This window comes from Thalassobacter sp. (genome assembly GCF_982993085.1).
The window spans coordinates 1-19,484 of sequence record NZ_CEZFMW010000028.1 but is presented as its reverse complement, the minus strand read 5'-3'; the positions used below and the strand labels follow the sequence as shown (position 1 = coordinate 19,484).

Sequence of the window (19,484 nt, the reverse complement as noted above, 5' to 3'; positions counted from 1 at the left end):
GTCCAAAAGATGACCATGACCAAACAAACCACCCCCGCCAAAGCACCCGTCGTCCTGTGTATTCTGGATGGATGGGGCCTATCCGACACGCCCGCAACCTCAGCCCCGGATGTGGCGCATACGCCCACCATGGATCGCCTGATGGCGACCTGCCCCAATGCCACTCTGATCACCCATGGCCCCGATGTGGGCCTACCGCGTGGGCAAATGGGCAACTCAGAGGTTGGACACATGAACATCGGCGCGGGCCGCGTGGTTGCGATGGATTTGGGCCAGATTGATCTAGCGGTAGAGGATGGCAGTTTTGCCACCGCGCCTTCGCTGACCGCTTGGATCGGCATCCTAAAGGCATCAGGCGGTACCGCGCACCTGATGGGTGTTGTGTCTGATGGCGGCGTGCATGGGCACCTGTCTCACATTATCGCCGCCGTTGATGCGATCACCGCCGCTGGTGTGCCCGTGGCCATTCACGCCATCACCGATGGCCGCGACGTGGCGCCACAATCTGCCGATGGCTTCCTTGACCAACTTCAGTCTGCCCTACCCGCTGGCGCGCGGATCGCAACGGTGATTGGTCGCTATTGGGCGATGGACCGTGACACCCGCTGGGACCGGGTTGAACGCGCGTATGACGCCATGGTCTTTGCCAAAGGGGCAAGTGCGTCTGAAGCAGGCGCCGCCGTAGCCCAAAGCTATGCCAAAGGCGAAACGGACGAATTTATCGCCCCGACCGTCCTCCCAGGTCACACCGGGATGGCAAAGGGCGACGGGTTCTTTTGCCTCAATTTCCGGGCCGATCGCGCCCGCGAAATCCTCAGTGCGCTGGCCGATCCTGCTTTTGTCGGGTTCGCCCGCACACAAACACCGCTGCATATGCTGGGCATGGTCGACTACTCCGAGGCGCACAACGCCTTTATGGCCACGGTCTACCCCAAAAAGCAGGTTGAAAACACGTTGGGCGCATGGGTGGCTCAGGCCGGAAAACGGCAATTCCACCTCGCAGAGACCGAGAAATACCCGCATGTCACGTTCTTTTTGAACGGGGGCAAGGAAACACCCGAGCCAGGCGAGGATCGGTTCATGCCGAAATCACCCGCGGTCGCGACTTATGACCTTCAACCCGAGATGTCCGCCGCTGAAGTGACCGAGCATTTTATCAGCGCGATTAACGCAGGCTACGACCTGATCGTTGTGAACTACGCCAACCCAGACATGGTGGGTCACACCGGGGACCTCGCAGCCGCCGCCAAAGCATGTGAGGCTGTGGATACCGGGCTTGGTGCCGCCCTAACCGCCCTCAAGGCCAAAGGGGGTGCGGCAATTATCTGCGCCGACCACGGTAATTGCGAAACCATGGTTGAACCAACAACCGGCGCGCCACATACGGCCCACACGCTGAACCCCGTTCCGGTGATCATGGTTGGTGGCCCCGCAGGCGCCACGATGCAAGACGGACGTTTGGCCGACCTCGCGCCCACGGTGCTGGCCCTGATGGGACTGCAACCGCCGCCCGAGATGACAGGCCGGTGCCTGTTCGGATGATCCTGCGCGCGGTCATCATGGCCGCCACACTGGCGGGTGCGTTGAGCGCGCTATCCGTGGGGCCTGCCCGCGCGCAAACGCTGGAACAAACGGCCCGCGCCGCAGCACAGCAGTTGATTTCAGCGGGTGATCTGCTTGCAGATGCGAACCGCGCCTCAGACCGGATCGCGGCCCTGACCCGAACCGTTCGCGCCTATGAGGATGGCTTATCCGCGCTGCGCGACGGCCTCCGACAGGTTAACGCGCGTGAACGGGTTTTGGCAGCAGACCTTGAGGACCGTCGCGCCGAAGTGGCCCAACTTTTGGGCGTGCTCGCACGGATCGGGCACACGCCTGCCCCCCTTTTGACGCTGCATCCATCGGGGCCTGTTGGCACCGCGCAAGCAGGGCAAATGGTGGCCGCGATCACCCCCGCCATACAGGCCGAGGTCGACGCCCTGCGCACGGACCTGGCCGACCTCGCGCTTTTGCGGGATCTGCAAAACCATGCCCAGATAACGCTTGAAACTGGATTGGCCGAGGTACAGACCGCCCGCACGGCACTGGCCACCGCCTTGTCCAATCGTACAGACCGCCCACAACGGTTTGTCCAGGACGCCGATGCCATGGCCGCTCTCGTGCAAAACGCCGATACGTTGTCGGGCTTTGCCGATGGTCTAGGCACCCTTTCGGGGGCGGGTACGACACCAGCGCCCGAAGCCACGACCACGGCCCTGCCGCTGCCTGTCACCGGCCAAGTGCTGCGCACCTTTGGTGAAGCAGATGCCGCCGGAATTGTCCGCAACGGCTGGCTCATCGCCACAACACCCGGCGCGTTGGTCACATCTCCGTTAGACGCGACCATTCGCTATGCAGGCCCTTTGTTGGACCAAGGGCAGGTCATCATACTGGAACCCGGCCCCAATGAGTTGATCATTCTTGCTGGAATGTCAGAGACTTACGGAACATCCGGTACCATTCTGAGCCAAGGCGCACCCGTCGGCGTGATGGGCGGCACCTTGCCACGAGCGCAGGATTTTCTGCGCGAGGTGGGACAAGGTGGTGGCGCAGGCCGCTCCGAGACGCTTTATATAGAGGTAAGAGACCGGAACACACCGGTGGACCCCGCGGATTGGTTTGCCCAATAGGCCCGCCGCTTGATGCATAAAAGAGAGATCAAATGAAAAAGATGCTCATGGCCGCCGCAGTCGGCACGATTACCGGGATTGGCGCGACAACCTACATTGCCGGGCCTTTGCTTGCTGAAGAAGCGGGAGACCGGGCCAGTGTGTACGAACAGCTTGACCTGTTTGGAATTATTTTTGAACGCATCCGCACCCAATACGTCGAGGAAGTCGATGAGGGAGAGCTGATTGAAGCCGCCATCAACGGAATGCTGACCTCACTTGATCCGCATTCCAGCTATCTGCCGCCACAGGCCTTTACGGCCATGCAGGTGGATAACCGCGGTGAGTTCGGCGGCCTCGGGATTGAGGTGCAGCAAGAAAGCGGCTTTGTGAAAGTTGTCACGCCGATGGACGGCAGCCCCGCACTTGAGGCGGGCATCGAGGCGGGCGACTTTATCACCGCCGTCGATGGTGAAAGCCTGCTTGGCCTGACGCTCAGCGAAGCGGTCGAATTAATGAAAGGCCCTGTGGGCACCGATGTCGAGTTGACCGTGCGCCGCGAAGGCGTAGAGGAGCCGCTAGAGATTGGCGTTACCCGCGGCAACATCAAGCTGACCGCCGCACGGGTCCGCACCGAAGGTGACAGTGTCGTGGTGCGGGTTTCGACCTTTAACGAACAGACTCTGCCCAACGTCCGCGACGGCATGGAGCGTGAGATCGAAGCCGCAGGTGGTTTGGACAACATCAACGGCGTTGTGCTGGATTTGCGCAACAACCCCGGTGGTCTGCTGACGGCGGGTGTCGAACTGGCTGACATTTTCCTTGAGCAGGGCGAAATCGTCTCGACCCGTGGGCGCAACCCGCGTGATGGCGACCGTTTCAACGCGCGCCCCGGTGACACGATCAACGGCCTGCCGCTGGTCGTGTTGATCAACGGCGGCTCGGCCTCTGCATCCGAGATCGTGGCAGGTGCCTTGCAGGACCATCGCCGCGCCGTGGTCGTGGGCACCAAAAGCTTTGGCAAAGGATCGGTTCAGTCGATCATGCCTGTGCAGGGTGACGGGGCGATGCGTTTGACGACCTCGCGCTATTACACGCCTTCGGGCCGCTCGATCCAAGCCTTGGGCGTGTCACCCGACATCGTGGTGCAGCAACCGCCACGCGTGCAACCATCCGAAGAAGAGGCCGATGATCGCCCTCGCCGCTCTGAGGCGGGTCTGCGTGGGTCCATCTCAAACGACAGTCTGAGCGAAGATCAACAGCAGCAGATCCTGCAAGAGCAGGAAGCCGCTGAACAGGCCGCGCAGCTGCGCACCGACGATTACCAATTGGCCTATGCGGTTGATATCCTCAAAGGCCTCAGCGCCATCGATATGGCGGTGCAATAAACTGATGATCACGTTAGAAGATGCAGCCAAGCTGCCGTACAGGCCCAACGTGGGCCTGTGCCTTCTCAACTCCGATGGGCTGATCTGGGCGGGTGAGCGGATTGATACCCCCGGCGCGTGGCAAATGCCGCAGGGTGGTGTGGACGCAGGCGAAGACCTACGCACTGCGGGCCTGCGTGAGCTGGAGGAAGAAACCGGCCTGCGCGCCGATCAGGTCGATGTCCTTGGACAAACTGCGACACCCCTGCGCTACGATCTACCGCTGGATTTACTGCCCAAGCTTTGGAAGGGGCGGTTTCGCGGCCAAGAGCAGACATGGTTTCGTATGCGCATGCTTGCGCCAGACACGGCCATCGTGATCGAAACCGAGCACCCCGAATTCCTGCGCTGGCAGTGGATGCGTGGGCCTGACCTGCTGGATGCCATCGTGCCGTTCAAGCGTGACATCTACCGCGATGTCTTGCGGGAGTTTGCACTTCTGTAGCGACGATATACCCCCTTATCCTGCGCGTATTTCTACGTGCAGGCTAAGCCTATGTTCCGCGCCGTTGTCATTGCCCTAACACTTGCGTCTCAGGCGCAGGCGTTATCCTGCAAGCAGGCGCCTACCCTTTCGGACAGCTTTCGCTTTGCCGCGGGCTCGGACCGGGCCTATGTGCTGGCTGCCGGCATTGTGGACCGACTGGGTGGCCAGCAAAGCACGGCTCGCACGGATCTGCGCGGGGTGCCGCTCTCTTTTGTGGCCAAGGCTAGGTTTTCGGGGGTGCGCGCGGGCGCTGGCGGGCTGAACCAACGCTTCAATGAAATCATTACCGTCGAGGTGAGTTGCGCAGGCCAATGGTGCGGAGCCGTACCACAAGGCGGCTACATCGCATTTCTAGAGCGCCGCGGAGACACCCATGTGCTACGATCGGGCCCCTGCCCTGAGTATGCTCTGCACCGTGACAGCCCCGCCGCCCGCGCAGAGGTCCGGGCCTGCCTGGCCGGGCAATGCCCGCGCTAAAGCAGCCCCAGCGATTTGGTCCGTTGGCCCGCGCGGTTCATCGCTTCGACCAATGCCTCACTGATGCCAGGCTCCGACAGGGCGTGACCTGCATTTGGGATCATGTGCAGCGTGCTACCGGACCACGCATCCGACAACGCCTGCGCAGAATACGGCGGGCAGATCATATCATACCGGCCCTGCACGATCACACCGGGGGTGCCCGCAATGCGGCCAAGGTTGTTCAAAATCCACCCGTCGGATTCAAGCCAGCCTTTGTTCACGAAATAATGGTTCTCAAGCCGGGAAAAGGCCCGCGCGTATTCCGCAGGGCTATCACCGCCGTGGCCTTGGCTCGCCATCGAGGCCAGCGCATTTTCCCACGCGGCCCATGCCCGGGCATAGCGGGTCTCCTGCATCAGATCAGCGGAAAACAGCCGCGAATGATAGGCCGCGATCAGGTCGTGCCGCTCTTCTTCGGGGATCAGGCCCACAAACCGCGCCCATTGCTCGGGCCAAAATTGCCCCGCGCCGCCGCCATAAAACCAATCCAACTCACGCTGCATCATCAAGAACACACCGCGCACCGCCAAGTAACCCACCCGTTCGGGATGAGTAATCGCGTAAATCAACGCAAGCGTCGCGCCCCATGACCCCCCAAAAACCGCCCAACGATCAACGCCTAGCGTGTTCCGAATGGCCTCAATATCGCGTACGAGGTGCCATGTCGTGTTGTCTTTGACCACCGCGTGGGGACGCGAGCGGCCACATCCACGCTGATCAAACAGAATGATCCGCCACACATTTGGGTCGAAATAGCGCCGCATCGATGGGCTACAGCCGCCACCGGGGCCACCATGCAGCACAATCACCGGCGCGCCTTCGGGGTTGCCGCACTGCTCTACATAGATACGGTGCCCCTCGCCTACCTCTAGCATTCGCTGGTCCCAGGGGTCCAACGGCGGGTACAGGTATGCGCCTGCGCGCTTTTGACTCGGGTATCTGTCCATGGGTGCTCTATATAGCCCTTTGGAAACCTTGCACCACACAAACCCTACCGAAGAGTTGCCCCCATGACCACAACAGTTGACGCCGCCGAGATCGCAAAATTCGAAGCCATGGCCGCCGAATGGTGGGACACCAATGGCAAGTTCAAGCCGCTACACATGCTTAACCCATGCCGGCTGGACTATATTACCCAGCAGATTGCGATGGAATTTGACCGTGACTTGACCCAGCCAGAGCCATTCAAAGGCCTTCGCCTGCTGGATATCGGATGCGGTGGCGGCCTTTTGGCAGAACCAATGACACGACTGGGTGCGACCGTGGTGGGCGTTGATGCGGCTGAGCGGAACATCCCCGTTGCTCAGCTGCACGCAGAGCAATCTGGTCTCGAAATCGATTACCGCTGCACAACGGCCGAAGATTTAGCCGCAAGCGATGAGCCCCGCTTTGATGTCGTTCTGAACATGGAGGTTGTTGAACACGTAGCCGACCCCCTCGCTTATCTAACGGCATGTCAGCACTTGATGAAATCAGGTGGGTTGATGATCTGTTCGACCCTGAATCGGAACCCCAAAAGCTTTGTCATGGGGATCATCGGCGCCGAATATGTGATGCGTTGGCTGCCCAAAGGTACCCACGATTGGCGCAAGTTCATCACCCCTGACGAACTCTTTCAACTCATTGAACAATCCGGCCTCACGCCCGTCGACCGCAAAGGATTTCAGTTCAATCCGGTGACGTGGAAGTGGCGAATCTCTGCCAAGGATCTTTCGGTCAATTACGTGACTGCGAGTATCAAAAGATAACAAAACGTTAACGTCACAAAACGAGATGTGCTTAACGGCTGCGCAACTTCGCCCCATAAGTGCCTTGTTTTCACTCAAATTTGTCCATTTTTAAGGGTTATGGTCATTTTTGCATGAAAACGTTGAAGATTTTAAACACCTCAGGTAATGTATCTTAAGATTAGTTACTGATGAGGAAATCATGTTTAAAACTTTAAAAACCACTTTAGTTGCTGCGGGGATGTTGGCTGCCTCTGCGTCATTGGCATTCGCCGTGACGATCACGCAATCCAATGTCATTCCAACAACACCAGTTGCCAACCCGCTCGCGGACTCGACAACTGGCTTTGTAGCCGAGAACGTCTTCGGCAATTCTTCGACGTTTCCTAACCAACGTCTAAGCCCATGGACCGGCATCATCAATGTCGACGATCCATCTGCACTTTATACGGCGGTTTCCCGCGACGCGACGGCGACATACAGCCTGACCGGCAACGCGATGGGCGTAGTTTCGTTCATCTGGGGCTCGCCAGACACATACAACGATCTCGAAATCACATTGTCCGGTGGCGGCACCACGACTGTGATCAACGGTGCAGACCCCGCTCTGCAGCCGATCTTCCCTTCGCCCGGTCTTGGCCGTGGTGCGGTGCTGGTCACGATCACAGACACAACAGGCGCTGGCTTCGACTCGATCACTTTCAAATCGGTTGGTCTGCCCGCGTTTGAATTCGCTAACCTGACAATGGCTGCTGTTCCGCTGCCAGCATCCCTGCCCCTGCTGTTTGCAGGTCTGGGTGGCATCGCCTTTATGCGGAGCCGTCGCAAGAAATCCTGATCTCAGGTTCCTCTAAAATTTATTTATGACATACATTTTAGAAAAGGGCGCTCTTCGGGGCGCCCTTTTTGCAATGCGATTGTCAGTTTGATCAATCGTCTCTGGCCAGTCGATTACGCATTTCACGCAGGACAGGCACGGTCGCGCGTGCCTTTTGGCGGCCAATGCTTTCAACCAAATCCACGATCAGCGGCAAAAGCGCCGCCACTGCGGCATCGCGCGCCTTGATACCCGCAGGACTGATCGCGATCATTTTGCGCCGAGCGTCATCCCAGTCCGGACGGATATGGACATGACCGGCCCACTCCAGCTTGCCCAACGTATTGGTCATCGCGCCGCGGGTGACATTGAATGTCTGGGCCAGCTGCGCGGGGGACCGCTCTTCTTGGATATGCGCAAGGTGGTTCAGCACGGCAAAATGGCTCAACTCCATCCCCTTGGGCAGCACTTTGGACAGCCTGCTCCGCAACAGTTGATCTGCTGTGAGCATCTCCGAAAAGAGCGATACGGCGAGGTCTTCGGTGTCGGTCGTCATTCTTTTTGCTGCGTTAGGGCCCGGTAAAGGGCGCGTCCTTTGTGATAGAGGGCACACGTGCGCGTGCCTGCGCCACCTCTTCTGGCGCGATGTCGCACAGGTATACACCGCAAGCGTCACCCGCATCCAGCGCCACGTCGCCCCATGGCGTTACGACAAGCGAGTGACCATAGGTTGCCCGCGCACGGCCACGCGTCGTTGGGTGGATACCGGTTTGGGCAGGTGCAATCACAAAACAGCCTGTTTCAATGGCGCGCGCCCGCAACAGAGCATGCCAATGCGCAGCCCCCGTGACGGGCGAAAAGGCAGAAGGCACGGTTAAAAACGTCGCCCCTGCCTGTGCCAGCCCCCGGTACAAATGGGCGAACCGCACATCATAGCAAATTGTCATCCCCACTGCGCCCCATGGGGTCTGCGCAAGCACCGCTTTGTCACCCGGGCGATAACCTTCGCTTTCGCGGTAGGTTTCGGTCGCGGAAACATCCACGTCGAACATATGGATCTTGTCGTAGCGAGCTGTAATTTCGCCAAAGGGATCAATCAGGTAGGATCGGTTGGCAAAGCGCCCATCAGGGTCGTTTGTCTTGATCGCAAGCGAGCCGATCAGCAGCCAAATTCCATGATCCGCAGCCGCCTTTTGCAACGCAGGCAAGGTCGCATCATGCTCTTCTAGTTCTAGCACTTCGATCTGACGAGTGCGGCTGGCAGACACGCAATTGGTGACCTCTGGGGTTAGCACCCATTCGGCCCCTTGCTCAACGGCCCGCCCGATATCAGCCAATGTGGCCGCAAGGTTGTCGGCGGGCGTATCGCTCGCGGTGGGTTGGATCAGGCCCAGCCTCATGGGGTTTCGCTACCCCGCCAAGAGCGCGTCCAGCTTTCCCGCGCGTTCCAAAGCATACAGGTCATCGCAGCCACCCACATGAATATCGCCTACGAAAATTTGCGGCACGGTATGCCCACCGTGGGCCCGCGACATCATTTCTTGGCGTTTTTCGGGTGTGCGCGAGACGTCAAATTCAACAAAATTCACCGACTTAGACGACAAAAGCCGCTTGGCCGCATGGCAAAAACCACATGTGGGGGAGGTATAGATTTCGACGGGTTGCATGTGCACTCCTCTCGCAGGGGCTGTGGGTTACACAGTCCTAAAGCATGGCCACACACAAAGGTCCAGCCGCGAGGCCATTGGCAATCAGACCTGCGGCGTAGCGCGAGCCAGAACCACAATATCAACCTGAGCAGCACCCGCTTGCTGAACCGCACGCGCGCAGGCGCGCAACGTAGCCCCAGAGGTCAGGACATCATCAACTAAAATAACATGACGGCCCAGAACGGATTGAGGTTGCGCGACGACGATTGCCGCATCCAGTTCCCTAGCGCGGGCATCCGCATTTAACCCACCCAGAGAGCGTGTACGTTTGGGCCGATGCAAAGCCCCCAAAGCCGCCTGAGCATCCGCCTGTCGTGCGAGCGCCTGCGCCAATAGCGCTGATTGGTTATAGCGGCGCTTGGCCAAGCGGGTCCAATGTAACGGCACCGGCACAAAAACACTTTTTGCGGAAATAAGATCATGGGCCGCCCGGTGCATCATGCCCGCAGCGCCCGGCGCGATATCGGTCCTGTCGGAGTGCTTCAGAGCCAACGCCAAGTGCCGCCCCCGCCCAGTATAGCGCATCACCGCACGCGCGTGACGCCATGGTGGCGGCGAAGATAAACACGTGTCGCAATGCACCGCGATATCCGCAGTCAAACCCGGCAAAGGGGCAGCACAGCTGTCACACAGAACACCCGTCAAAAACTCGGTGTCGCGCCAACAATCCGGACATAAACCGCCTGCCTCCGCCACCCACGCCTCGCACAGAAGGCATTGCGGCGGGAAAAGCGCACGGATGACGGTTTGCAAACCCAAAGGTTTCTCCTATCTACGCTGATTATGACGACCCAAACGCCACGCCTTACTGATGAAACCGCACTGGCCCATACCCGTGCGCGCGCCGCGCGGGTCGGTGATGTCGGCGCGTGGTTCCTGCACAACGACGCCATTGAGGAGATCAAAGAAAGACTCATCGACGTTAACAGAACGTTTACAGAGCCCGCGATTGTGACAGGTGCGCCGCAAATTTGGGGACCTGCCTTTCCCGATGCTCGCCTCGTTCCCGACACTGATTTGCTGGATCTGACGCCCGGCGCCCATGATCTGGTCATCCATGCGATGGCTTTGCACTGGGCAAATGACCCCGTTGGACAGTTGGTACAGGCGCGCCGCGCGCTCAAACCTGATGGCCTGCTTTTGTGCGTGGCCTTTGGCGGCCAGACCCTACGCGAACTACGCACTGCCATCTCGGAGGCGGAGGCTGCCGAGATGGGCGGCCTATCACCACGCGTCGCCCCGATGGGCGACATTCGCGATCTAGGTGCGCTTTTGGGGCGTGCTGGGCTGGCATTACCTGTGGCTGACGTGCTGACGCGCGCGGTGACATACCGTGACATGCTCCACCTCATCAGCGATCTGCGCGCCATGGGCGAGACCAACGCACTGGCAGATCGGCACAAAACGCCGCCCAAACGTGGCCTTTTCCCGCGAGCGGCCCATATTTATAGCCAAGCATTCCCCGCAGAGGGTGGTCGCATTCACGCGACCTTTGAACTGGCCTTTCTTACGGGCTGGGCTCCCTCTGCCGATCAACCCAAACCGCTGCGCCCCGGCTCGGCAACTGCCCGCCTTGCTGACGCGCTTGGCACCGTCGAGTATACTGAGACAAGCTACCCCCCACCGGAGACGACATGAAAGACGCGATGCATTCCCCAAGCAACACCCTGCCCGACTTCAAGCCCGACGGCTCGCTGACCCATGCCGATGCGGATCACCCCAAGGTGCGGTTTGGCAAAGTCGGTGTGCTGCTGGCCAATCTGGGCACGCCGGATCACTATACCTACTGGCCGATGCGTCGCTATCTGGGTGAGTTTCTGAGCGACCGCCGCGTTATCGATTACTCGCCTTGGCTGTGGCAGCCTCTGTTGCAATTGGTGATCTTGACCAAACGCCCTTTTAGCTCGGGTGCGGCGTACAAATCCATTTGGAACGAGGACAAAGGCGAAAGCCCCTTGGCCACAATTACCAAGGCACAAACCGCCAAAATGGCGCAGCGCATGGCCGAGAGCTTTGGCGACCGTGTGGTGGTGGACTACTGCATGCGCTACGGCAACCCATCGACCAAATCCAAGGTTGAACAGATGTTGGCAGCGGGCTGTGATAAGATCTTGTTTTTCCCGCTTTATCCTCAATACGCGGGCGCCACGAGCGCCACGGCAAACGACCAGTTTTTCCGCGCATTGATGGCCCCAAAATGGCAACCCGCTGTGCGAACAGTTTCTGCATATTCAAGCGATCCGCGCTATATTGAGGCCCTCGCGCAATCCGTAGAACGCGCCTACGCCAACATCGAAGACCGGCCCGACATCTTGGTGTGTTCCTACCACGGCGTGCCAAAACGGTATCTGATGGAGGGCGACCCCTACCACTGCCAATGCCAGAAAACGACGCGCCTGCTGCGTGAACGTTTGGGCTGGGACAAGAGCGAGATCATGACGACCTTCCAGTCGAAATTTGGTCCGGAGGAATGGCTGAAGCCCTACACTGTTAAAGAAGTCGCGCGGCTTGCAGAAGAGGATGGCAAGAAAAAGATTGCCGTCATCGCACCTGCATTTTCAGCCGATTGCATCGAGACGTTGGAAGAAATCAACGAAGAGATCAAAGAAAGCTTTGAAGAGGCCGGTGGCGAGCAGTTCACCTACATCCCGTGCCTTAACGATGACGATGTCCACATGGATGCGCTCGCGGACATTGTACGCGATAACTTGGGTGGCTGGGTCTAAATTCCTGTTGGCTGACGACGAAGAGTGGTCAGCCAGCCCCGACTGGGCGCCCTGTGAATATCCGGGAACCGACCCTGACCTGCATCAATTTATTAGGCAGCAGTTTCACGAAAATGCCCTGCACGGATACGGTCGATCCAATCATTATGGTTTTGATCATTGTGCGGGCTCCTCCTCAACCTCACAAACGTTATAGTGCCCACAAGTTAAGCATCTATTAATTTTAGTTCCGATCGCTCGCCTTTTGCGCGTATTTTCGCCGATAAATACGTGTTTACGCGCGATTTAAGGACATATGTTGTATGTGCGCCCGCCCGTACCGCCTGATTTTGAGGCACGTGATGCATTTCGCAGCGCGTGCATCCGCCCATACCTAAAACCATTTAGGTCAGTTAAAGGTATATGAACGTCAATGCGCCGAGCTACAGCCAATCTCTTAGTATCGGGATAAGCGGCACGTCAGCCGCAGGCATCGGATAATCCTTGAGAGCGTTGGGTCGCACCCACTTCAGCGCCTGACCTTCGCGCGATTGCGGCTGCCCCTCCCACTTGCGACAGGCGAACAGAGGCATCAAAAGATGAAAATCGTCATAACTGTGGCTGGCGAAAGTTAACGGCGCCAAGCAGGACGACCACGTGTTGATGCCCAGTTCTTCCTCCAACTCACGCACCAATGCAGCTTCTGGCGTCTCACCGGGCTCTACCTTGCCACCCGGAAATTCCCACAGGCCCGCCATGCTTTTGCCTTCGGGGCGTTGCCCCAACAAAACCCGTCCATCGACGTCAATCAACGCAACGGCCGAAACCAAAACGACCTTCATACTCTTCCCCCAAGAACCGGATTAGGACCGGTAGTCTGCATTGATCTCGACATACCGGTAGGTCAAATCACAGGTCCACATAGTGTCGCGCGCAGCCCCAACACCAAGATCGACCACGACGGTAATGTGATCGTTTTTCATATAAGCGGCACCGGCTTCTTCGGTGTAATCGGGGCTGACCCAGCCCTTTTCCGCGACCAAAATATCGCCAAAATAAATCGTAAGCGTGTCGCGATCCGCAACCGCGCCCGACTTACCCACTGCCATCACGATGCGCCCCCAGTTGGGATCTTCACCAGCGATGGCGGTCTTCACAAGTGGTGAGTTGGCAATCGCAGAGGCGACTTTACGGGCATCCGCCTCGCTTGCGGCCCCTGTGACTTGGACTTCAACCAGCTTGGTTGCACCCTCACCGTCGCGCACCACCTGCAAGGCAAGATCATGCATCACACCGTGCAAAGCGGCCTCAAACGCGGCAGCCGCAGGCGTTTCGAGATCTTCGATCATCGCGTGCCCGGCCGCCCCGGTCGCAGCAAGCATCAAACTGTCGGAGGTCGAAGTGTCACTGTCCACCGTGATCGCATTGAACGTCCGATCCGTGAGGCGCGTCAACATGGCCTGCAAGGTGGGCTGCGCAATCGCCGCGTCCGTGAAAATATAGACCAGCATTGTCGCCATATCCGGCGCAATCATGCCCGAGCCCTTGGCAATACCCACGACTTGGACAGGCGTGCCCGCAATGTCAGCTGTAGCCTTGGCACCCTTCGCGAAGGTGTCCGTTGTCATGATTGCAGCGGCCGCTTCGGCCACCCCGTCCGAATGCAACGCGTCGACCAATTCCGTGACCTTTGCGGTGATCCTATCGTGAGGCAATCGCTGCCCGATCACCCCGGTTGAAGCCGTAAAGACACGATCCACCGGCAACGCCAATCCCTGCGCCACTGCGTCACAAATTGCAGCAACGGACTTATCACCAGCCGCCCCAGTGAATGCGTTTGAATTGCCCGAATTCACGATGATCGCTGCCCCTGCATCCGGCGCGCTACCGATCTTGGCCTGACAATCCAAAACGTTCGCTGACCGCGTGGCGGATCGTGTGAACACCCCCGCCACCGCGGTCCCTGGTGCCAATTCCGCCAGCATCACATCTGTGCGGCCTGCGTATTTGACACCAGCCGCAGCCGTGGCAAAGCGAACGCCGGGCACAACGGGCAATTCCGGGAATACGGCAGGGGCCAAGGGCGAGACCAACGGCCCTTTGGGTGCCTCTAACGCGCGGCGAAGACGTTTAACTTCGGCCTTTAGCGCCTTGATTTTTTGCTTTTTCTTGGACATCTCAGGACGCTCAACCGTTTTCATGATACCTAGTCAGCGATCAGATCGCTGTTCCGGATCAACGCTGGATCCAGTTCGATCTCGGCGCGTACGACATCAGCAGCAGCCACAACGGATGCCGCTTTTTCTTGACCACGCTGCTCACGCAACTGACCTTCCAGTTCGGCACGTACATCCTCAAACGCAGGCGCGCTTTGCTCACGGCGTTCGTTCAATGTCACGACATGCCAGCCGAACTGCGTTTGCACGGGCGCAGAGACCGCGCCAACCTCAAGCCCAAGGACAGCCTGCTCAAACTCAGGCACCATTTGCCCCAAGCCAAACCAACCCAGCGCACCCCCACGTGGGCCAGACGGACCGGTGGAATGTGTCTTGGCCAATTCCGCAAAATCCGCGCCATCTTCGATTTGGGTCACGAGGGACGCAGCGGTCTCTTCGCTATCCACAAGGATGTGGGAGGCATTGAATTCAGGCGCGGGCACCGTGGCCGCAAACTCTACATCATAAAGCGCACGCAGATCGTCTTCGGTGACCTCTGCTTGGCTCGCATCGGCGATTACGGATTGCGCGATCAACGCTTTTTCCTGCAACTCCAATGTTAAACGCAACGCACGGCTCACGTTTTCCCGCGCAGACCCGGCCAATGCTTCTTGGTTAATCAGCTGGTCCATCGCACCTTGGAACAGAACATCATCGGGCAGGGATTGGTACTGATCGGGTAGGTTTTCGACCAATGCCACAACGTGGCCCAAGGTAATGTCGACCCCGTTCACAGTGGCCAAAACGGTGTTGGCATCCTGCGCCTGAGCGGGGGCAACAAAGGCCGCAGCAATCGCCACAGAGGCCAAAAAGCGTTTCATCGATGTCATGGGGAAGTCCTCTTATCTCGGAGCCAAAGTGTGGCCCGCCGTGTTCAATCTGGTTCAATCCTGCGTGCTTGCCCGGTTCGTCACGTTGACACCCAATAGACAGGCCCTTATGTGCCGATAGACGAAGTCAGTCCGCCACTTAGTTGGCGCTCAGCTTCCTTGATAGGGACCTCGCGGCGCAGGGACAAGCGGACTGTCAGCAACTTTTTGTGCGCGGGCGACCGTGTGCCTGTTACGATTGGGGATGCGACGCTGATGTTGGGGATGGGAACTATTGCCAAAAAGGTTTTTGGCACGCCGAACGATCGCAAAGTAAAAGCAACCCGCAAGATTGTCGCTCAAATCAATGCGCTGGAGCCTGAATTTCAGGCCCTGTCCGACGAAGACATCATCGCGCGCACCCGCACACTACAGGAACGGGCACAAAACGGCGAAAGCCTTGATGCCCTGTTGCCCGAAGCCTTTGCCAACTGCCGCGAAGGTGCGCGCCGCGCGCTTGGCCTACGGGCCTTTGACGTGCAGTTGTTAGGCGGGATTTTCCTGCACGAAGGCAACATTGCCGAAATGAAAACTGGTGAGGGCAAGACCCTCATGTCCACCCTGCCCGCGTACCTGAATGCGCTTGCGGGCAAGGGCGTCCATGTGGTGACCGTTAACGATTATCTTGCCAAACGCGACGCTGAATGGATGGGCAAAGTCTTTGCGCAATTGGGCATGACGACTGGCGTCGTATACCCGCAGCAACCCGAAGCCGAAAAACAAGCGGCCTACGCGGCAGACATCACATACGCCACCAACAACGAGCTGGGCTTTGACTACCTGCGCGACAACATGCGCGCCAATAAATCCGACATGGCGCAGCGCGGGCATTTCTTTGCCATCGTCGATGAAGTCGACTCGATCCTAATTGATGAGGCACGGACACCGCTGGTGATTTCGGGCCCCTCCGAGGACCGCTCGGATCTTTATATCAAGGTGAATGATCTGATCCCCCAGGTGCGCGAAGAACACTACACTTTGGATGAAAAGACCCGCAACGTGACCTTTACTGACGAAGGTAACGAGTTCCTTGAGGAGATCTTACACGAAGCTGGCCTGCTCGACGCCGAGGCATCGCTGTATGACCCGGAAAGTGTCACCTTGGTGCACCACGTTAATCAGGGTTTGCGTGCGCACAAACTGTTCCTGAAGGACACGCAGTACATCGTACGCAACAATGAAGTTGTTTTGATTGACGAATTCACTGGCCGGATGATGGCCGGGCGTCGTTTGGGCGATGGCCTGCACCAAGCGATTGAGGCCAAAGAGGGCTGCCAAATTCAGCCTGAAAACGTAACGCTCGCCTCGGTCACGTTCCAAAACTATTTCCGCCTATACAACACCCTGTCCGGCATGACCGGCACAGCCGCCACCGAAGCGGAAGAATTTGCATCAATTTACGGTTTGGGTGTGGTCGAAGTGCCCACCAACAAGCCGATCGCGCGGGTCGACGACCACGACCAGATATACCGCACTGCGCAAGAGAAATTTAATGCGGTCGTGATCTCCATTAAGGAAGCGAACGAAAAGGGCCAGCCCGTGCTGGTCGGCACCACTTCGATTGAGAAATCGGAGATGTTGAGCCAGTTGTTGACCAAAGAGGGCATCGCGCACAATGTTTTGAACGCGCGCCAGCACGAGCAAGAAGCCCAGATTGTGGCCGACGCAGGCAAGCTGGGTCAGGTCACAATCGCCACCAACATGGCGGGCCGCGGCACGGACATCCAGCTGGGTGGCAACGTGGAAATGCGTGTTTTGCAGGCAATGGCTGACACCCCTGAGGCCGATCCTGCGGAAACCCGCGCCCGGATTGAGGCTGAAGTCGCTGAGGAAAAACAAAAGGTTCTCGATGCGGGCGGCCTGTTCGTACTTGCGACGGAGCGCCACGAAAGCCGCCGGATTGATAACCAGTTGCGCGGCCGGTCTGGCCGTCAGGGTGATCCGGGCCGGTCTAGCTTCTTCCTGTCCCTTGACGATGACCTGATGCGCATTTTCGGTTCGGAGCGGCTGGAAAAGGTGCTCTCGACGCTAGGGATGAAAGAGGGCGAGGCCATCGTACACCCTTGGGTGAACAAGTCGCTTGAGAAGGCGCAGGCCAAAGTCGAAGGCCGCAACTTCGATATCCGCAAGCAGTTGCTTAAGTTCGACGACGTCATGAACGACCAACGCAAAGCGGTGTTTGAACAGCGACTTGAGATCATGGAAGCCGAGGATATCTCGGAGGTGGCGCGTGATATGCGCCATGAAGTGATCGACGATCTGGTGGACCTGCACATGCCCCCCCGCAGCTATTCGGAGCAGTGGGACACCGAAGCTTTGCATGCAGACATCACCGCGCATCTGAACATCGATATGCCCGTCAAAGACTGGGCAGAAGAAGACGGCGTAGACCAAGAAGTTATGCGTGAACGGATCGTTAAGGCCGCAGACGAATACATGGCAGCCAAGGCCGCGCAATTCGGGCCAGACGCGATGCGCACCATCGAAAAGCAGGTGCTGTTGCAAACGATTGACAGTAAATGGCGCGAACATCTTTTGATGCTCGAACAGTTGCGTTCTGTTGTGGGCTTTCGCGGGTATGCGCAGCGCGACCCTCTGAATGAGTACAAGACCGAAGGTTTTCAGCTGTTTGCCTCGATGCTCGACAGTCTCCGCGCTGAGGTGACCAAAATCCTGTCTACCATTCGACCCCGCACTGAAGAAGAGCAAAAAGCCCTTATTGCGCAGCTTATGGCCCAACAAGCCGCCCAGCAGGCTGCTGCATCAGGAAGCACACCGGCAGAGGCCGTAGACGGCGCCGAAGCTGCTGCACCCAACTTTAATGAAAATGACCAAAGCACGTGGGGCAACCCGAGCCGCAATGACAAATGCCCCTGCGGATCAGGCAAGAAGTTCAAGCACTGTCACGGAAGCTTCTAAAGCAAGCCTTGGCTACGAAAGCTGAGCTCCGTCGCTTTGCCGATGATCAAATGGTCATGCAGGACGATGCCCAAAACTTGCGCCGCATCGCGGATCGCATAGGTCATCTCGATATCTGCATCTGAAGGTGACGGATCACCCGAAGGGTGGTTATGCACCAAGATTAACGCTGAGGCGTTAAGCTCAAGCGCGCGCTTGACCACTTCACGCGGATAGACGGGCACATGATCCACTGTGCCCTTGCCCTGCTCTTCGTCCGCGATCAGGACATTCTTCCGGTCCAGATACAGCACGCGAAACTGTTCAATCTGCTGATGCGCCATCGCGGTTTGTAAATAGCCCAGCAGACTATCCCACGATGATAGGATCGGCTTTTGGATCACTTGGGCCCGCGCCATGCGGTGGGCCACAGCCTCCATAATCTTAAGTTGTTCGACCACCGCCTGCCCCGCCCCTTTGACATCCTTGATCCGCGCAGGTGAGGCTGCCATCACCCTGTTCAGATCGCCAAAGGCCGTGAGCAGTCGTTTTGCGAGTGGTTTGGTATCCCCCCGCGCGAGCGCGCGGAACAATATCAATTCCAATAGCTCATAGTCAGGCATGGCAGCTGCCCCACCCTCCATAAAGCGATGTCTTAGCCGGGAGCGGTGGTCACGCCTGTGATCTCGTTCGCTGGGGGGGGGTGGGGTAGAACGAGACCCATGAGGGATAGGTGGTGTGCAGTCCACGAGGAACCCCGGCAAAGGTGCCTCTTTGAAAGCGTTGGAAGGTGAGTCAGCTGCCATGCGCTCAACATGGCGCTAAACTGGTAAACAAACCGTTACGAATGCAGCGCTTTTTAGGCTCTACAACTCATAAGTTGGATGAAACCGGCCCGAGGGCGACAGCGTGAAAATCTCACAGCCTGTCGCAGTCACACCGATCGAGTGTTCGAACTGCGCCGACAGGGATTTATCTCGGGTCACGGCAGTCCAATCATCGGCCAACACCTTGGTCTCTGGACGGCCCAGATTAACCATCGGTTCAATCGTAAAGAACATGCCTTCTTCCAGCACGGGTCCAGACCCTTCGCGACCGTAGTGCAGCACGTTCGGCGGTGCGTGAAACACCCGCCCCAGCCCGTGACCGCAGAAATCACGCACAACAGACATGCGATGCGCCTCGACATAGGCTTGGATCGCGTGACCAATATCGCCAAAGGTGTTGCCCGGCTTAACGGCCTCAATGCCCTTGAACAGAGCGTCATGGGTGACCTGTATCAACCGCTCGGCTTTGCGCGGCAGCTTGCCTGCGACGTACATCCGGCTGGTGTCACCGAACCAACCATCAACGATAACCGTGACGTCGATATTCAGAATATCGCCGTCTTTCAGCGTCTTGGCGCTGGGGATGCCATGACAGACCACATGGTTGATCGAAATGCACGAGGCGTGTTTGTAGC

The 19,484-nt window shown here is 58.2% G+C and carries 20 protein-coding genes; 10 read left to right on the top strand and 10 right to left on the bottom strand.

Annotated elements, in window-relative coordinates:
* The first annotated feature begins 15 nt into the window (after positions 1 to 15).
* Genes gpmI through AC4GMC_RS06455 form a run of 5 tightly spaced genes read left to right on the top strand, consistent with a single transcriptional unit; the run spans position 16 to position 5,039 of the window.
* Positions 16 to 1,542, top strand: coding sequence for a 2,3-bisphosphoglycerate-independent phosphoglycerate mutase (gene gpmI, locus AC4GMC_RS06475; RefSeq protein WP_487878717.1), 1,527 nt, complete (start codon positions 16 to 18; stop codon positions 1,540 to 1,542).
* Entirely contained in the window at positions 1,527 to 2,669 is a 1,143-nt protein-coding gene (locus AC4GMC_RS06470) for a murein hydrolase activator EnvC family protein (protein WP_487878878.1), read from the top strand. The genes gpmI and AC4GMC_RS06470 overlap by 16 nt, the downstream gene beginning before the upstream one ends.
* 32 nt (positions 2,670 to 2,701) lie before the next feature.
* Positions 2,702 to 4,036, top strand: a complete 1,335-nt coding sequence (locus AC4GMC_RS06465; protein ID WP_487878877.1) for a S41 family peptidase — start codon at positions 2,702 to 2,704, stop codon at positions 4,034 to 4,036.
* 4 nt (positions 4,037 to 4,040) lie between these two features.
* Positions 4,041 to 4,520 carry an RNA pyrophosphohydrolase gene (locus tag AC4GMC_RS06460; RefSeq protein WP_052068299.1) on the top strand — a complete coding sequence of 160 codons (480 nt, stop codon included), beginning with the start codon at positions 4,041 to 4,043 and terminating at the stop codon, positions 4,518 to 4,520.
* 51 nt (positions 4,521 to 4,571) lie between these two features.
* Entirely contained in the window at positions 4,572 to 5,039 is a 468-nt protein-coding gene (locus AC4GMC_RS06455; protein ID WP_487877970.1) for a hypothetical protein, read from the top strand.
* Here AC4GMC_RS06455 and pip read toward each other — a convergent pair.
* Positions 5,036 to 6,028, bottom strand: a complete 993-nt coding sequence (gene pip, locus AC4GMC_RS06450; protein WP_487877969.1) for a prolyl aminopeptidase — start codon at positions 6,026 to 6,028, stop codon at positions 5,036 to 5,038. The two genes, AC4GMC_RS06455 and pip, sit on opposite strands and share 4 nt — an antisense overlap.
* 63 nt (positions 6,029 to 6,091) lie before the next feature.
* Between pip and ubiG the strand changes: the two genes are divergently transcribed.
* Both ubiG and AC4GMC_RS06440 read left to right on the top strand, forming a co-directional pair.
* Complete coding sequence (gene ubiG, locus AC4GMC_RS06445; RefSeq protein ID WP_487877968.1) at positions 6,092 to 6,829, top strand: bifunctional 2-polyprenyl-6-hydroxyphenol methylase/3-demethylubiquinol 3-O-methyltransferase UbiG; 738 nt, start codon at positions 6,092 to 6,094, stop codon at positions 6,827 to 6,829.
* A gap of 181 nt (positions 6,830 to 7,010) precedes the next feature.
* Complete coding sequence (locus tag AC4GMC_RS06440) at positions 7,011 to 7,646, top strand: Npun_F0296 family exosortase-dependent surface protein (protein WP_487877967.1); 636 nt, start codon at positions 7,011 to 7,013, stop codon at positions 7,644 to 7,646.
* Positions 7,647 to 7,737: 91 nt separating this feature from the next.
* Here the strand turns inward: AC4GMC_RS06440 and AC4GMC_RS06435 are convergent, their stop codons facing one another.
* The 4 genes from AC4GMC_RS06435 to AC4GMC_RS06420 all read right to left on the bottom strand — a co-directional run bounded on the left by AC4GMC_RS06435 (position 7,738) and on the right by AC4GMC_RS06420 (position 10,093).
* A complete protein-coding gene (locus tag AC4GMC_RS06435) occupies positions 7,738 to 8,181 on the bottom strand; it encodes a MarR family winged helix-turn-helix transcriptional regulator (RefSeq protein WP_058123205.1) in 444 nt (147 codons plus the stop codon).
* Positions 8,182 to 8,194: 13 nt separating this feature from the next.
* Positions 8,195 to 9,025 carry a carbon-nitrogen hydrolase family protein gene (locus AC4GMC_RS06430; RefSeq protein WP_487878876.1) on the bottom strand — a complete coding sequence of 277 codons (831 nt, stop codon included), beginning with the start codon at positions 9,023 to 9,025 and terminating at the stop codon, positions 8,195 to 8,197.
* 9 nt (positions 9,026 to 9,034) lie between these two features.
* A complete protein-coding gene (gene grxC, locus AC4GMC_RS06425) occupies positions 9,035 to 9,292 on the bottom strand; it encodes a glutaredoxin 3 (RefSeq protein ID WP_487876821.1) in 258 nt (85 codons plus the stop codon).
* 84 nt (positions 9,293 to 9,376) lie between these two features.
* Positions 9,377 to 10,093, bottom strand: coding sequence for a double zinc ribbon domain-containing protein (locus AC4GMC_RS06420; RefSeq protein ID WP_487876820.1), 717 nt, complete (start codon positions 10,091 to 10,093; stop codon positions 9,377 to 9,379).
* A gap of 24 nt (positions 10,094 to 10,117) precedes the next feature.
* Between AC4GMC_RS06420 and AC4GMC_RS06415 the strand changes: the two genes are divergently transcribed.
* A complete protein-coding gene (locus AC4GMC_RS06415) occupies positions 10,118 to 10,972 on the top strand; it encodes a methyltransferase domain-containing protein (RefSeq protein WP_487876819.1) in 855 nt (284 codons plus the stop codon).
* Positions 10,973 to 10,980: 8 nt separating this feature from the next.
* A complete protein-coding gene (hemH, locus tag AC4GMC_RS06410) occupies positions 10,981 to 12,060 on the top strand; it encodes a ferrochelatase (RefSeq protein ID WP_487876824.1) in 1,080 nt (359 codons plus the stop codon).
* A 422-nt stretch (positions 12,061 to 12,482) separates the two neighbouring features.
* Here hemH and mutT read toward each other — a convergent pair whose 3' ends face one another.
* Genes mutT through AC4GMC_RS06395 form a run of 3 tightly spaced genes read right to left on the bottom strand, consistent with a single transcriptional unit; the run spans position 12,483 to position 15,085 of the window.
* On the bottom strand, positions 12,483 to 12,881 hold the full coding sequence (mutT, locus tag AC4GMC_RS06405) for an 8-oxo-dGTP diphosphatase MutT (protein WP_487876818.1): 399 nt from the start codon (positions 12,879 to 12,881) through the stop codon (positions 12,483 to 12,485).
* Positions 12,882 to 12,902: 21 nt separating this feature from the next.
* Positions 12,903 to 14,243, bottom strand: a complete 1,341-nt coding sequence (gene argJ, locus AC4GMC_RS06400; protein WP_487876823.1) for a bifunctional glutamate N-acetyltransferase/amino-acid acetyltransferase ArgJ — start codon at positions 14,241 to 14,243, stop codon at positions 12,903 to 12,905.
* 2 nt (positions 14,244 to 14,245) lie between these two features.
* On the bottom strand, positions 14,246 to 15,085 hold the full coding sequence (locus tag AC4GMC_RS06395) for a peptidylprolyl isomerase (protein WP_487876817.1): 840 nt from the start codon (positions 15,083 to 15,085) through the stop codon (positions 14,246 to 14,248).
* A 255-nt stretch (positions 15,086 to 15,340) separates the two neighbouring features.
* Between AC4GMC_RS06395 and secA the strand changes: the two genes are divergently transcribed.
* Positions 15,341 to 18,043: a preprotein translocase subunit SecA gene (gene secA / locus AC4GMC_RS06390; RefSeq protein WP_487876822.1), complete on the top strand. Its 2,703-nt coding sequence runs from the start codon at positions 15,341 to 15,343 to the stop codon at positions 18,041 to 18,043.
* Here secA and radC read toward each other — a convergent pair.
* A complete protein-coding gene (gene radC, locus AC4GMC_RS06385; protein WP_487876816.1) occupies positions 18,040 to 18,828 on the bottom strand; it encodes a RadC family protein in 789 nt (262 codons plus the stop codon). The two genes, secA and radC, sit on opposite strands and share 4 nt — an antisense overlap.
* A 60-nt stretch (positions 18,829 to 18,888) precedes the next feature.
* The coding region (gene map, locus AC4GMC_RS06380) for a type I methionyl aminopeptidase (RefSeq protein ID WP_490391442.1) at positions 18,889 to 19,484 on the bottom strand (596 nt) is incomplete at its 5' end.

Coding starts and splice junctions, on each gene's coding strand:
- gpmI (WP_487878717.1), top strand. CDS start 16: ATGACCAAACAAACCACCCCCGCCAAAGCACCCGTCGTCCTGTGTATT.
- AC4GMC_RS06465 (WP_487878877.1), top strand. CDS start 2,702: ATGAAAAAGATGCTCATGGCCGCCGCAGTCGGCACGATTACCGGGATT.
- AC4GMC_RS06460 (WP_052068299.1), top strand. CDS start 4,041: ATGATCACGTTAGAAGATGCAGCCAAGCTGCCGTACAGGCCCAACGTG.
- AC4GMC_RS06455 (WP_487877970.1), top strand. CDS start 4,572: ATGTTCCGCGCCGTTGTCATTGCCCTAACACTTGCGTCTCAGGCGCAG.
- pip (WP_487877969.1), bottom strand. CDS start 6,028: ATGGACAGATACCCGAGTCAAAAGCGCGCAGGCGCATACCTGTACCCG.
- ubiG (WP_487877968.1), top strand. CDS start 6,092: ATGACCACAACAGTTGACGCCGCCGAGATCGCAAAATTCGAAGCCATG.
- AC4GMC_RS06440 (WP_487877967.1), top strand. CDS start 7,011: ATGTTTAAAACTTTAAAAACCACTTTAGTTGCTGCGGGGATGTTGGCT.
- AC4GMC_RS06435 (WP_058123205.1), bottom strand. CDS start 8,181: ATGACGACCGACACCGAAGACCTCGCCGTATCGCTCTTTTCGGAGATG.
- AC4GMC_RS06430 (WP_487878876.1), bottom strand. CDS start 9,025: ATGAGGCTGGGCCTGATCCAACCCACCGCGAGCGATACGCCCGCCGAC.
- grxC (WP_487876821.1), bottom strand. CDS start 9,292: ATGCAACCCGTCGAAATCTATACCTCCCCCACATGTGGTTTTTGCCAT.
- AC4GMC_RS06415 (WP_487876819.1), top strand. CDS start 10,118: ATGACGACCCAAACGCCACGCCTTACTGATGAAACCGCACTGGCCCAT.
- hemH (WP_487876824.1), top strand. CDS start 10,981: ATGCATTCCCCAAGCAACACCCTGCCCGACTTCAAGCCCGACGGCTCG.
- mutT (WP_487876818.1), bottom strand. CDS start 12,881: ATGAAGGTCGTTTTGGTTTCGGCCGTTGCGTTGATTGACGTCGATGGA.
- AC4GMC_RS06395 (WP_487876817.1), bottom strand. CDS start 15,085: ATGACATCGATGAAACGCTTTTTGGCCTCTGTGGCGATTGCTGCGGCC.
- secA (WP_487876822.1), top strand. CDS start 15,341: ATGTTGGGGATGGGAACTATTGCCAAAAAGGTTTTTGGCACGCCGAAC.
- radC (WP_487876816.1), bottom strand. CDS start 18,828: ATGGCAGCTGACTCACCTTCCAACGCTTTCAAAGAGGCACCTTTGCCG.